Below are 13,423 nucleotides of genomic sequence, written 5' to 3'. Positions count from 1 at the left end.
CGATGTCATTCAGTATGACCGGATACGGTCAATCCGCCTTTCATTTTGGCGGCTATAAGGTACAATTAGAGATCAAATCTGTTAATCATCGTTATTGCGAAGTGATGATGCGTCTACCAAGAGAGTGGACGTATTATGAAGACGGTTTGAGGAAAATCGTACAGAGTCGTTTGAAACGTGGGCGGATTGATGTTTATGTAATGAAAGAAAAAGAGGAAGACCAGGCTCTTCCCGCTGTTCTGAATGAACAGACGGTCAGGGCCTATCTGCAGGCTGCAGAGCAACTGGAGACCCAATATGGAATGCAAGGCAAACCAAGTATTGTGGATATGCTTGGGCTGCCGGACGTCATGGTTCATTCGGATGGGACAAGTTCCATTCCCGAAGAGCAGAAGGACGAATGGGAGCGAGTTCTGCAGGAAGGATTGAAAGAGGCTCTGTCCAGCCTTGAACAGATGCGCGCTCGCGAGGGTCTTCATCTGGCCAGTGATCTGGAACGGCGTATTACCCGTCTGGAGTCACTGCATACCGAGATGCTTGATCTTGCACCGACTGTGGTAAGTGATTATCGCAACAAGCTAAGACAGAGGCTTACGGAAATGCAGGAAGAAGGCTCTTTCCCTTTTGATGAGCATAAATTGGGTATGGAAATTGCAATGTTTGCCGATCGTTCTAACATAGAAGAGGAGCTTACGCGTCTACTGAGTCACTTTGGACAGAGCAGGGAACTGCTGAAAAGTGATGAGCCTGTAGGTCGTAAGTTGGACTTTCTAATTCAAGAGATGAATCGGGAAGTCAATACGATTGGATCAAAAGCCAACCATTTGGCTCTGGTGAATCGTGTTGTCGAGATGAAGGCGGAGCTGGAGAAGATTCGTGAGCAAGCTGCGAATATCGAATGAACAGCCAAATTTCGGCAAAAGAGTCGCATGTATAGGGGGAAGAACCTGATTATGGCAATCAAACTCATTAACATTGGATTCGGTAACATCGTATCGGCGAACCGGATTATATCCATCGTGAGTCCGGAATCGGCGCCGATCAAGAGAATTATACAAGAGGCAAGAGATCGTCACATGCTGATTGATGCAACGTACGGAAGACGTACTCGTGCCGTAATTATTACGGATAGCGATCATGTCATTTTGTCTGCAGTTCAGCCTGAGACGGTCGCCCATCGTCTTTCTTCGAAAGATGATGATAACGACGAATAAAATGGAGTGTAATATGTCTAAAGGATTACTGGTAGTGTTGTCCGGCCCATCTGGGGTCGGGAAGGGTACTGTATGCAGCGCTTTGCGCAAACGGGTGCCGGAATTGATCTATTCCGTATCGGCAACAACCCGTCAGCCTCGTCTGGGTGAAGAACATGGTGTGAACTATTTCTTCAGAAGTCATGAAGAGTTCCTGAACATGATTGCTGAAGATCAATTGTTGGAACATGCGGAGTATGTTGGTAATTATTACGGAACACCGCGTGATTTTGTAGAGAAAACGATTAACGAAGGCCGCGACATCATTCTGGAGATTGAGGTCCAAGGCGCGTTAAAAGTGAAAGAGAAATTCCCGGAAGGGATCTTTGTTTTCCTGCTTCCTCCTTCATTGGACGAGCTGAAAGATCGCATTCAGGGCCGTGGTACCGAGAGCCAAGCGACCATTGATCATCGGATGTCCGTGGCGGTTGATGAGATCAGTCTGCTGGAGCAGTATGATTACGCTGTTGTTAATGATGAAATTGATTTGGCGTGCAAGAGAATAGAAAGCATCATAATCGCCGAACATTGTAAGATCAATAAATAATCCCTTTTGCCGCTGCAGAATGCGATATAAGTGGGGCAGTTGTCATATCATATACTGAAGCACTCCTTCTCGGAATGCCCGGGTGTGAAGACATGCCACATCAGTTCTGTCAGGCGGCAACTTGTGATTATACTAATGCGAAGAGGTGTTTGTTAATATGCTGTATCCTTCTATTGATGAAATGATGAACAAAGTCGACAGCAAGTATTCCCTTGTTGTTGCTGCTTCCCGCCGGGCTAGACAGCTACGTGAAGGTGAAAAATCGGATTTAAGAGGTGCGAGATCCCATAAACAAGTGGGCGTTGCACTGGAAGAAATCTATGGAGACCTGCTCGTTGTCATCAAAGGACAGGACGAAGAGGAAGAGTAAGCCGCCTGCGGCTGCTCTTCAACTGCATACGGCGTAAGCCGGATTAATTGACAACCGCGAGGTTGTTATTTTTTTACGAATAAGCATATTTCAATGAACTCATTGTTTAGACGTCGTATAAATTATCGGGGGAAATAAACATGTTGAACGGTAAAAAAATCGTGCTTGGTGTGACAGGCGGCATAGCCGCTTACAAAGCAGCAACATTATGCAGCAGACTGGTGCAAAAGGGAGCCGATGTTCATGTAATTATGACAGCTTCTGCTACACAGTTTATTACCGAATTAACGCTGCAAACGTTAACCCGAAACACCGTATATACCGATACATTTGATGAGCGTGAGCCAGCGGTCGTATCTCATATTCATCTGGCTGATCTGGCTGATCTTGTTCTGGTTGCCCCGGCTACCGCCAATGTGATTGCCAAGATGGCACATGGCATGGCAGATGATATGCTCTCAACGACTCTTCTTGCCACGACTGCCCCTGTCATGATTGCTCCAGCGATGAATGTACATATGTATGATCATCCAGCTGTAAAGCATAATATGAACCTGCTTGTTGGACGGGGCGCCATGATGATTGAACCGGGTGAAGGTCTGCTTGCGTGTGGATATGTAGGCAAGGGACGTCTGGAAGAACCGGAGAGCATTGTGGATGTGGTGGAACGTTACTTTGAACAGCGCGAATCTGCAGAACGTACAAGGAAGGAACAAGCTTCCCTATTACAAGGCAAGAAGGTTGTTGTTACGGCTGGAGGTACGATTGAGCGAATTGACCCAGTACGATACATTACGAACGATTCGTCTGGCAAAATGGGATTTGCCATAGCTGCAGCTGCGCGTGATCTGGGGGCCAATGTGAAATTGGTCATGGGCAATACACAAGCCAAGCCGCCGGAGAACGTTGAGTTGATCCCTGTGCAGTCAGCACAGGATATGTACGAAGCCGTAACACGCGAGTGGGACGATGCTGATATCGTGGTTAAGGCGGCGGCTGTTGCCGATTATCGCCTTAAGGAAGTTTACACCGAGAAGATCAAGAAGAAAGGCGACACGTTGTCGCTCGAACTTGTTAAAAATATAGATATTCTTGAAACGCTGGGCAAGCAGAAAACCCATCAGTTTTTAATTGGTTTTGCTGCGGAGACTCAGTCCGTTGAGATGTATGCACGTGAGAAATTGGAACGGAAAAACTGTGATCTGATCGTAGCCAATGACGTAACCCATACGGGTGCAGGATTTGGAACAGACACCAACGCGGTACATATCTATGACCGGGAAGGTTTGGTGGAGGAGCTTCCAGTGATGGCCAAGGACGATGTGGCTCATCGGTTGCTCCGGATTGCGGCGGAGCGCATTGCCGGGAGGAATTAGGATATGGAGATTGCCAAGGTCATTGTCGATGTTCCCGTGAAGGATACAGACCGACCGTTTGATTACCTGGTACCTGAATCGATGAGGGAATGGATCGAGATTGGCAGCCGGGTGGGTGTACCTTTTGGACATCGGACGGTGCAGGGATTCGTGATTGATCTTGTGCCGCGTACCGGAGAGGAAACATTCAAGCTCAAGCAGATTCAGGAGTTGCTGGACATTGTTCCCCCCTTGTCAAAGGATTTGGTTGAATTGGCCGAATGGATGAGTGGGCGTTATGCCAGTAACCGGATTCTGTCATTGCAGGTCATGGTGCCGACCGCATTAAAAGGAAAAGCAGAGCGATACATCTCGCTGGGAGATGCACTTGATGGACAGATGGCGGGTGCACAACCGGATGATGAGGTGTTATTTGTTTGGGGAGAAGAGTCTACGAACGAGAAAGTGCAGCAGGATATCATCCGTTTTGTTAAAGGTCGGGGTCAGGTACCGCTGCAACAATTGAGTCGAAAATATCCCAATCATGCTGCACTAATTAAGAAATTATTGCTTGGTGGCGTGCTGCTGGAGAGTCAGGCTATCAAGGACAAGTTGAATAAAAAAACGATGAAGTCCGTTGATCTGGCTGTAGATATTGCTGCTGCTCAGGAAGCACTTGCTTCATTCCCGGCGAAAGCACAGCGGCAGAAGGAGATTCTTTCTTTTTTGCTGGAAATGAAAGAGCTGCTGCCCATGCCGATGAAAGAAGTGTTATCCACACTGCAGGTATCGGCGGCGACGATGAAGGGACTTGAGGAAAAGGGATTAATCGTCACCGAGGACGTTGAGGTCTTTCGTGACCCTTATCAAGGAAGGAAGTTCCAAGCAACGGAACCGCTGCTTCTGACCGATGAGCAAAAGCGTGTTTACGACAGTATCAATGGCCGATTGCAGGAACAACGCCACGGGGTATTTTTGCTACATGGTGTCACAGGCAGCGGCAAGACGGAAGTCTACCTTCAAACCATTCAACAATGCATCGAGCAGGATCGGCAGGCCATCGTACTGGTTCCCGAGATTGCACTGACACCACAGATGGTGGAACGTTTTAAAGGGCGATTCGGCGACCAGGTTGCGGTCATGCACAGTCGTCTGTCTGGCGGTGAACGTTATGATGAATGGCGCAAGATTCGTGAGGGTCAGGTGAAGGTCGCGATTGGAGCGCGTTCAGCCGTATTTGCTCCATTCAGTCGGCTTGGGTTGATCATTATGGATGAGGAGCACGAGACTTCCTACAAACAGGAGGAAACTCCGAAATATCATGCCCGGGATGTAGCGGTTAAAAGAGCACAGCAGCATCAGGCCGTGGTTGTTCTGGGTTCAGCGACACCTTCGCTGGAAAGTTACTATGCGGCACGCTCTCAGAGCAACGATGATTTTGCACCACTGTTGCTGGAGATGCCAACACGTGCACTGGGTAACAAACTGCCCGAGGTGCGAATTGTTGACATGCGCGAAGAGTTGAAGGATGGTAACCGCTCCATGTTCAGCAGAGCTTTGCACAAAGGGCTGGAGGAGCGCTTGGAGCGTGGTGAACAGACGGTGCTTCTGCTGAATCGCCGTGGATATTCGACCTTTGTCATGTGCCGCAGTTGCGGATATGTAGCAGGTTGTCCGGAATGTGATATTTCATTGACGTACCATCAGCGCTCCAATAATCTTCGTTGTCATTACTGCGGGTATGCGGAAGCGGCTCCGGAAGTATGCCCGGATTGTGGAAGTGAGCATATTCGATACTTTGGTACAGGTACACAAAGGGTCGAAGAAGAGCTTGCGAAGCTCTTTCCGGGTATTCGGGTCATACGGATGGATGTGGATACAACAACGGAAAAAGGGGCTCACGAGAAGCTGCTGAAACAGTTTCGTGAGAAAAAGGCTGACGTATTGCTTGGCACCCAGATGGTTGCGAAGGGACTCGATTTCCCTGATGTGACTCTGGTTGGCGTGATCACAGCGGATTCAGCATTGAATTTGCCTGATTTTCGTGCTGCCGAAAAAACGTTTCAGTTATTAACACAGGTAGCTGGACGAGCTGGTCGGCACCAATTGCCTGGTGAGGTGTTTGTTCAGTCCTATACGCCGGAGCACTACTCTATTGGCCATGCGAGTAAGCATGACTATGTATCGTTTGTACGTGAGGAACTGTTGCATCGTCGTAATTTGCAATATCCGCCATACTGTCGCCTCATTCTGGTGACCTTTTCGCATGAGCAGCTTCCGGTATTGATTCGTCTTGCCGAGAACTACACGCGGATACTGAAAGAGAAGGCTAATGCGGCCGGTTGGCTCGGCAGTTTGGATCGATTCAGCAATGAGGCCTTTGATGTATTAGGGCCGGTAGCGTCCCCGATTCCTCGGATCAAGAATAGATACAGATTCCAATGTATGATAAAATGGCGGGGGGATGTAGACGCCATAGGACTCGCTCTGGCAACGGCCCGGCGTATGGACGACGACGTTCAGGCGCAAAAATTGCTTATTAGTCTGGATGTAGACCCGCAAATGTTAATGTAAGCATTTTGCAGTAATGCGGATGTAAACAAGCGGTATAAACATAGATTAAAATGAATACCCCAAAAATACAGAATATCGTCCTGAAATTATGATGAGGATTAGGAAGGTGCTTACAACATGTCGATTCGCATTATCGTGCAAGAACCAGATGAGGTGCTCCACAAGAGAGCCAAAGAAGTAACCAAAATTACACCGAATGTACAAAAGTTGCTGGATGATATGGCGGATACTATGTACGATGCGGAGGGTGTAGGTCTAGCTGCGCCGCAAGTTGGTATTTTGAAACGTCTGATTGTTATTGACGCAGGTGATGAGCAAGGGCTGATCAAGATGATTAACCCGGAGATCATTGCAAGTGAGGGAGAGCAATTCGGACCGGAAGGTTGTCTGAGTATCCCTGGCATTAATGGTGATGTTCGCCGTTTTGAGACCGTTACGGTTAAAGGTCTGGATCGTGAAGGCAAAGAGTTGATTATTACGGGTAGTGGCTTGCTGTCCCGTGCATTCCAGCATGAAATTGATCATCTGGATGGTGTACTGTTTACGGATATCGCCGAGAAAGTGTACGAAATTGCAGCCGATCAAACGGGACCGCGTCGTAATTAAGGAGTGATCGATTTGAATATTGTTTTTATGGGAACACCTGAATTTGCAGTTCCTTCTCTCGATATGCTGATTGCAGAGGGATACCATGTGGTGGGTGTGGTGACTCAGCCTGATAAACCGCAGGGACGCAAAAAAGTACTTACGCCAACACCGGTTAAGGCCGCGGCAGAACGCCACGGTCTGCCTGTGTTTCAACCCGTTAAACTGCGTGATCCGGAAGCGGTAGCCCGCTTGGCTGAATGGAAGCCGGACCTGATCGTGACTGCGGCTTTTGGCCAGATTCTGCCCAAAGCCGTGCTGGATATGCCTGTTCGTGGTTGTGTGAACGTGCATGGCTCTCTTTTGCCGAAATATCGGGGAGGAGCTCCAATCCAACGTTCCATTATTAACGGGGAATCCGTGACAGGAGTCACATTAATGTATATGGCTGAAGGCCTGGATACCGGAGATATGATCTCGCGTGTGGAACTGCCAATTACGGATGAAGATACATCAGGATCGATGTTTGATAAATTAAGTGAGGCTGGTTCCAAACTGCTTCAGGCAGAAATGCCACGATTGATTGCAGGCGAGACAACGGCCGTCCCTCAGGATGATGCCGAGGCTTCGTATGCTCGCAATCTGACTCGGGATGACGAGAAGATGGACTGGAGTCGTACTTCACGTGAATTGTTCAATCAGATCCGCGGCCTTGTGCCGTTTTCGGGTGCATTTACGATGTGGGATGATCAGGTCTTCAAAGTCTGGGCTGCGGCTAACCCCGATCAGGCGGATCTGGAAACTTCTTCGGATGCTGGACAAGCAGAGCCGGGAACGGTGCTGCAATTGAACAAGGTCGGGATTGAAGTTCGTACAGGCAATGGGTCTCTGTGGTTGACTGAGGTGCAGCCTGCAGGCAAAAAGGTGATGAAGGCCGCTGACTTTGCCCGTGGCGGTACATTGAAACCTGGAACGGTGCTGCGATGAGTGGTAACACACCGGGTCGTTCGTCGGGAAAAGGTCATAAAGCTACAGGTGGTGCATCTCGCTCCCAGAAACCCAAAACATCTGCTCGTGCATTGGCAGTCAAGGTTCTGAGTGCTGTTGAGCAAGATGGGGCATACAGTAATCTGGAGTTGAACCGTCGTCTGAAAGAGGCTGAACTGAGCCCTGCGGATGCTGGACTAGCTACCGAATTGGTGTACGGAACAATCGCTAGATTGAATACACTTGATTATTATCTGGAACGTTACGTCGCCAAAGGAGTATCCAAACTGCAACCATGGGTTCGCAGCCTGCTGCGAATCAGCGTATATCAGATGATATACCTGGACCGTATTCCGGAGCATGCCGTAGTGAGCGAAGCGGTTAATCTGGCGAAGAAACTGGGCCATCAGGGAATCTCGGGAATGGTGAATGGTGTACTGCGCAATATGATTCGCAATCGGGATGAACTTCGGATTCCAGAACATCTGCCGGTTGCCGAACGTATTTCACTGGAGCATTCCCACCCGTTATGGATGGTTGAACGCTGGATCGCCCATTATGGCGAGGAGACAGCGGAAGCCATCTGTCGTGCGAATAATGAGCCTCCAGCAGTGAGTGTCCGAGTCAACACAACGATGACCACACGGGAGAAACTGATGCATGAGATGGCAAGTACAGGTGCAGTTGTTGAAGCTTCTCAGTTGAGTTCCGATGGAATTCTTGTACGCAGTGGTGGGAATATGGCACTAACGTCCTGGTATCGGGACGGCTTGTTCTCTGTACAGGACGAAAGTTCCATGCTCGTAGCTGAAGCAGTTGCGCCTGAAGAAGAACAACTTATATTGGATTGCTGCGCAGCTCCAGGTGGTAAAACAGCTCACATGGCTGAGAAAATGCACGATCGTGGTCGTATTGTCGCTAACGATGTACATGCTCATAAGCGCCAGTTGATCCTGGATCAGGCGGAACGTCTCGGTCTGAGCTGCATCGATGCGGTAACTGGAGATGCTCTTGATCTGAACGAGCGGTATCCGGAAGCTTCGTTTGACCGCATTTTGCTGGATGCGCCATGTTCTGGCCTGGGTGTTATTCGACGGAAGCCCGATGTGAAATGGACCAAATCCGTAGAAGATATTGAAGATATCGCAGGCTTGCAGTGTGAACTGCTTGATCGTGTTGCACCGTTGTTAAAACCAGGCGGCATTTTAGTTTATAGCACATGTACGATTGAGCCTGCTGAGAATGAAGATATGGTTGCAGACTTCTTGAATCGACATCCGGAATATAGTCCAGCAGAAGCATCCGTTTGGTCTGAATCGGAGACCGCGAAATTGAAGGTTGTGAACGGAGGCGTTCAGATTTTGCCACAATACGCTCACAGTGACGGATTTTTCATCGCCCGGTTGACAAAAATAGCGAAATAACAGTTTAATAGAGCACGGAAGCATGACCGCCGAGGGGAACTTCGGCGGATTTCTTTGTGATGGGACTTCAGCATAATGGTCAGAGAAAAGTGATGACAGGGTGCGATGGCGGCATTGAGGTGTTATAATGCATGAAGTACAGATATCAAGGGTATACATGGATGTAACGTGGTCTTTGTGATAGAATAGGACGAATGGAACGAAAAGAAGCAAGCTAAACGAAAAGAAAAGAAGGAATAGGTGTTGACAACAAAATGAAACCTTTTATATATGATTATTCTCTGGAACAATTGCAGCAATGGGCTGTGGAGAACGGGGAGCCGGCGTTTCGCGGTGGTCAAATCTTTGACTGGATTTATGTAAAACGCGTGAATGATTTCAGTGAAATGACGAATCTGTCCAAGCCATTGCGTGAAAAACTGACAGAGCAATTTGAATTCGTAACGCTTAAGGAAATTACAAAGTTTGAATCCAAGGATGGAACGGTTAAATTCCTCTTTGGTCTTCATGATGATCATGCCATTGAGACCGTAATTATGAAGCATAACTACGGGAACAGCATCTGTGTAACCACACAGGTTGGATGTCGTATTGGTTGTACGTTCTGTGCATCGACATTGGGTGGGCTCAAGCGTAACCTTACGGCTGGGGAGATTGTTGCTCAGGTTGTACAGGCTCAGAAAATTCTGGATGAACGCGGCGAGCGTGTCAGCAGCATTGTAATCATGGGTTCGGGCGAACCTTTCGAAAACTATGAAGCAACGATGACTTTCCTGCGCATTATGATCCATGAAAAAGGACTGAACATTGGTCAGCGGCACATCACGGTATCCACGAGCGGAATTGTTCCGAATATCTACAAGTTTGCGGATGAAGATACACAGATCAACCTCGCCATTTCGATCCATGCACCGAATGATGCACTACGTTCGAAATTGATGCCGGTTAACCGTCGTTTTCCTTTTGAAGATGTAATGGAGTCCCTTCGTTATTATCTGGCCAAAACAGGTCGGAGAATTACGTTTGAGTATGCACTGATTGGTGGAGTAAACGATCAGCCAGAGCATGCAGCAGAACTGGCAAGTGTGCTTAAGAACATGTTATGCCACGTGAATCTTATTCCGGTTAACCATGTACCTGAACGCAAGTACGTAAGAACATCGAGAAGCGACATTTTCAATTTTCAGAAGATTCTCTCGGAACAGGGTGTTAATGTAACCATTCGTCGTGAACAGGGACATGATATTGCTGCCGCTTGCGGTCAGCTTCGTGCAAAGCATATGGAGTTGAGGTGAGAACGTTTTGATCAAAACAGTTCATGTGAGCCATATCGGACGAGTGCGTTCGGTGAATGAAGATTCAGCCTGGATTCGTAATCTCGATACAGGATATATTCTGGGTATTGTTGCCGATGGCATGGGTGGACATCTTGCAGGGGATACGGCAAGCCGCCTGGCAGTGGAGACGTTGGTACAAGATTTGGGAACACTGGAACCAGGTCTTTCGCATGCGTCTCTGTCTGCAGCTCTAAGCGATGCTATTTTGCATGCCAACGAAGTTATCTTCCGCACGGCATCCTCAGATGACAAGTACCACAACATGGGAACAACGGTAGTTGCGGCATTATTGAACGATACGGAAGGTGTTATTGGACACATCGGGGATAGCAGAGCCTACAAAATTGCGAACAAAGCTGTGGTTCAGCTAACCGAGGACCATACACTGGTGAATGAATTGTTCAAAAACGGTCAGATCAGCAAAGAGGATGTGTCCCATCATCCACGTCGCAACGTGCTGACTCGTGCGCTTGGAACAGATGCCGAGGTGAAGGTAGATCTGGATACCGTCAAGCTGGAGGAAGGCGAAGTTCTTCTCCTGTGCAGTGATGGTCTCAGTAACCTGGTTAGCAATGAGCAGATTATTCAGGTTGCCGGCAATCTGGAACTGGCATTGGAAGATCGTGCAGACCGACTGCTTCAGTTGGCTTTACTTGCTGGAGGAGACGACAACATCACGGTTGCCTTGTTCGAGTTGCAGAAGGATGGTTCCGTGAATACGGAAACGGGGTGTGAGTCATGATTGGGCACCAGCTAGGCGGACGCTATGAAGTGATTGAGCGTGTCGGCGGTGGCGGCATGGCTCTTGTGTACAAAGCCCAGGATCTTCTGTTGAACCGGAATGTAGCGATTAAAGTTCTAAGACAACAGTTTGTGCATGACGAAGAGTTTATTCGCCGTTTCCGCAGAGAAGCACAATCGGCAGCATCACTGTCTCATCCGAATGTAGTTAGCATTTATGACGTGGGGCAGGAAGATGACGTTCATTATATTGTCATGGAGTATGTGGAAGGCAAAAACCTGAATGAAATTATTAAAGAGCGTGCGCCTCTACAAGTGGACGAATCGGTCCGCATCGCTTCACAGATTGCAGATGCTCTTGATCATGCACATCATAATCAAATCATTCATCGGGATATCAAACCGCATAATATATTAATTGGCCGGAATGGCCGCGTGAAGGTAACGGACTTCGGGATCGCCCGTGCAGTTACATCTACAACGATTACGCAGACGGGTTCCGTAGTTGGTTCTGTACATTACTTCTCACCGGAACATGCCAAAGGCATCGTTACTGGTGAAAAATCGGACTTATATTCTCTTGGGATCGTACTTTACCAAATGCTTACTGGGCAACTTCCGTTTTTAGGTGAAAGTCCAATCAGTGTGGCATTGAAGCATTTGCAGGAAGAGTTCGATGAACCACGCAAATTCAATCCATTGATTCCGCAAAGTGTGGAAAATGTCATCTTGAAGTCCATGCGTAAAAATCCGCAGGAACGTTATCAGTCGGCTAAGGAAATGCAGACCGATCTGGAAACTTGCCTGATGCCGGAGAGACGTAATGAAACGAAGATTGATTTTCCGGATGAGGATGATATAGACCAAACTCGTGTGATGCCAGCGATCAAGCCTGAACCGCGCGGAGTTACGTCGACGGGTGCGGTGCCAGTGATGGAGTCTGACGAAGAAACTGGCAAGGGTAAAGCGAAAGCTAAGAACTGGAAAAAACCAGCACTACTCATTTCATTAACCGTTCTTATTCTAATCGCCATGGTGGGCGTTGTATGGTATGTCAAGGGTATGCTGGTCGTACCTGAAGTTACCGTGCCCAACGTGATTACCCAGACGGAAGAAAAGGCTCGCGAAATGCTTGAGGAGAAAGGACTCGTCGTCAGTGATGAGGTCATCCGTCTCTATCAGGAAGGTGTCGAACCGGGTATTGTCTTTGACCAGAGCAGAAAAGAAGGCGATGTCGTCAAAGAAGGTTCCGAGGTCCAACTCAGTGTTGGTGCAGAAAAAGAACTGGTGAAGATGATTGATGTCAAACAGGAAACTTATGATGAGGCTGTCAAGAAGCTGACTGCGCTTGGCATTAAGGAAGATCAGATTCAGCGGAAAGATGACTTCTCCAATGATGTGGCTTCAGGTTCTGTTATTTCCCAGACCCCTGGCGTCAATGAGGAATTCGATCCAGAGGCCGTTCAGATTGAGCTAACTGTAAGTAAAGGTACTGAAACGGTCAAAATGCCTGAATTGAAAAATCTTACCCGTAGCGAAGCCGAAGAAAAATTGAAATCCTCTGGACTTGTGCTTGCTCAGGTGCAGGAAGAATCAAGTTATACGGTGGACCAGGGCAAAGTGACGCAGCAATGGCCTGTGGAAGCGGGCGCAGAGGTTAGTCCTGGCGATAAGATTACAATCTTTATCAGTACAGGGTATCCGCCTGAGGCGCTAAAATATCCGTTTAATATCAATGTATCACCCAAAGAAGAGGGCAAAAACAGTAAAATCCGTATCACGTATGAAGACGCACGCGGCAAGAATCAGGAATGGGGAACACGCACCGTGAACTCAACCCAGACCTTGACCATTCCACTTGTGCTCGCTCCAAATGAAAATGGGGCCGTATCTGTATATCGTGATGGGCAGTTCTTGGATACGTATCTTGTCTCTTACAGTGAAGCCAAAAACGGAACAGTAAATGTACCTTCCATTGACCCGGAACAAAGCACGGAGACACCGCCAGAAAATGAGCCTGATCCAGGTCAAGGCAGTGTTGATGAGGGCAGTGGTGACCCCAATCAGGATGGTGAGCCTGAATCCACACCGGCAGACGGTGAAGGTGATAGCGTAGATGAAGACACTTCTGCCATGAGTAAGGGTAATGAGCACGGCAAGGAAAAAGAGAAGAAGAAAAAGGAAGTCATTAACGCATCAAGCCGTCCATAAGGGCGGCTTATGCTGGCGTCTGGATTAAATGTACCATCA

At 48.2% G+C, this 13,423-nt stretch carries 12 protein-coding genes; all 12 read left to right on the top strand.

Going from position 1 to position 13,423, the window contains the following annotated elements; all coding sequences use genetic code 11:
- Nucleotides 1-2 precede the first annotated feature (2 nt).
- Nucleotides 3-902, top strand: coding sequence for a YicC/YloC family endoribonuclease (locus tag NKT06_RS21360; RefSeq protein ID WP_253439066.1), 900 nt, complete (start codon nucleotides 3-5; stop codon nucleotides 900-902).
- A 51-nt stretch (nucleotides 903-953) separates the two neighbouring features.
- Nucleotides 954-1,214, top strand: coding sequence for an extracellular matrix/biofilm regulator RemA (remA, locus tag NKT06_RS21355; protein WP_006209218.1), 261 nt, complete (start codon nucleotides 954-956; stop codon nucleotides 1,212-1,214).
- Nucleotides 1,215-1,227: 13 nt separating this feature from the next.
- Nucleotides 1,228-1,800 carry a guanylate kinase gene (gene gmk, locus NKT06_RS21350; protein WP_024631121.1) on the top strand — a complete coding sequence of 191 codons (573 nt, stop codon included), beginning with the start codon at nucleotides 1,228-1,230 and terminating at the stop codon, nucleotides 1,798-1,800.
- Nucleotides 1,801-1,957: 157 nt separating this feature from the next.
- Nucleotides 1,958-2,170, top strand: a complete 213-nt coding sequence (gene rpoZ, locus NKT06_RS21345) for a DNA-directed RNA polymerase subunit omega (RefSeq protein WP_091028645.1) — start codon at nucleotides 1,958-1,960, stop codon at nucleotides 2,168-2,170.
- A 140-nt stretch (nucleotides 2,171-2,310) separates the two neighbouring features.
- Complete coding sequence (gene coaBC / locus NKT06_RS21340; RefSeq protein ID WP_253439063.1) at nucleotides 2,311-3,546, top strand: bifunctional phosphopantothenoylcysteine decarboxylase/phosphopantothenate--cysteine ligase CoaBC; 1,236 nt, start codon at nucleotides 2,311-2,313, stop codon at nucleotides 3,544-3,546.
- Nucleotides 3,547-3,549: 3 nt separating this feature from the next.
- Nucleotides 3,550-6,099: a primosomal protein N' gene (gene priA, locus NKT06_RS21335; RefSeq protein ID WP_253439060.1), complete on the top strand. Its 2,550-nt coding sequence runs from the start codon at nucleotides 3,550-3,552 to the stop codon at nucleotides 6,097-6,099.
- 117 nt (nucleotides 6,100-6,216) lie between these two features.
- The gene (gene def / locus NKT06_RS21330) at nucleotides 6,217-6,705 is read left to right on the top strand and encodes a peptide deformylase (protein WP_145322836.1); all 489 of its coding nucleotides are present in this window, start codon (nucleotides 6,217-6,219) and stop codon (nucleotides 6,703-6,705) included.
- Nucleotides 6,706-6,717: 12 nt separating this feature from the next.
- On the top strand, nucleotides 6,718-7,671 hold the full coding sequence (fmt, locus tag NKT06_RS21325; protein WP_253439057.1) for a methionyl-tRNA formyltransferase: 954 nt from the start codon (nucleotides 6,718-6,720) through the stop codon (nucleotides 7,669-7,671).
- A complete protein-coding gene (gene rsmB / locus NKT06_RS21320; RefSeq protein ID WP_253439054.1) occupies nucleotides 7,668-9,095 on the top strand; it encodes a 16S rRNA (cytosine(967)-C(5))-methyltransferase RsmB in 1,428 nt (475 codons plus the stop codon). Before fmt ends, rsmB begins: the two co-directional genes overlap by 4 nt.
- Before the next feature lie 254 nt (nucleotides 9,096-9,349).
- Complete coding sequence (gene rlmN / locus NKT06_RS21315) at nucleotides 9,350-10,390, top strand: dual-specificity RNA methyltransferase RlmN (protein WP_036614609.1); 1,041 nt, start codon at nucleotides 9,350-9,352, stop codon at nucleotides 10,388-10,390.
- A gap of 7 nt (nucleotides 10,391-10,397) precedes the next feature.
- Entirely contained in the window at nucleotides 10,398-11,174 is a 777-nt protein-coding gene (locus NKT06_RS21310; RefSeq protein ID WP_253439051.1) for a Stp1/IreP family PP2C-type Ser/Thr phosphatase, read from the top strand.
- Entirely contained in the window at nucleotides 11,171-13,384 is a 2,214-nt protein-coding gene (gene pknB / locus NKT06_RS21305) for a Stk1 family PASTA domain-containing Ser/Thr kinase (protein WP_253439049.1), read from the top strand. Before NKT06_RS21310 ends, pknB begins: the two co-directional genes overlap by 4 nt.
- The last annotated feature ends 39 nt before the right edge of the window (nucleotides 13,385-13,423 follow it).

Origin of the sequence: Paenibacillus sp. 1781tsa1, from assembly GCF_024159265.1 — a bacterium.
In the GTDB taxonomy this organism is placed as follows: domain Bacteria; phylum Bacillota; class Bacilli; order Paenibacillales; family Paenibacillaceae; genus Paenibacillus.
Note: the sequence above shows the minus strand (reverse complement) of the source record. Positions and strands in the feature narration are given on the sequence as shown.

Bases quoted from the DNA above. Each gene is read 5' to 3' on its own strand.
- coaBC (WP_253439063.1), top strand. From the start codon at position 2,311: ATGTTGAACGGTAAAAAAATCGTGCTTGGTGTGACAGGCGGCATAGCC.
- rpoZ (WP_091028645.1), top strand. From the start codon at position 1,958: ATGCTGTATCCTTCTATTGATGAAATGATGAACAAAGTCGACAGCAAG.
- gmk (WP_024631121.1), top strand. From the start codon at position 1,228: ATGTCTAAAGGATTACTGGTAGTGTTGTCCGGCCCATCTGGGGTCGGG.
- priA (WP_253439060.1), top strand. From the start codon at position 3,550: ATGGAGATTGCCAAGGTCATTGTCGATGTTCCCGTGAAGGATACAGAC.
- pknB (WP_253439049.1), top strand. From the start codon at position 11,171: ATGATTGGGCACCAGCTAGGCGGACGCTATGAAGTGATTGAGCGTGTC.
- rsmB (WP_253439054.1), top strand. From the start codon at position 7,668: ATGAGTGGTAACACACCGGGTCGTTCGTCGGGAAAAGGTCATAAAGCT.
- rlmN (WP_036614609.1), top strand. From the start codon at position 9,350: ATGAAACCTTTTATATATGATTATTCTCTGGAACAATTGCAGCAATGG.
- NKT06_RS21360 (WP_253439066.1), top strand. From the start codon at position 3: ATGTCATTCAGTATGACCGGATACGGTCAATCCGCCTTTCATTTTGGC.
- def (WP_145322836.1), top strand. From the start codon at position 6,217: ATGTCGATTCGCATTATCGTGCAAGAACCAGATGAGGTGCTCCACAAG.
- remA (WP_006209218.1), top strand. From the start codon at position 954: ATGGCAATCAAACTCATTAACATTGGATTCGGTAACATCGTATCGGCG.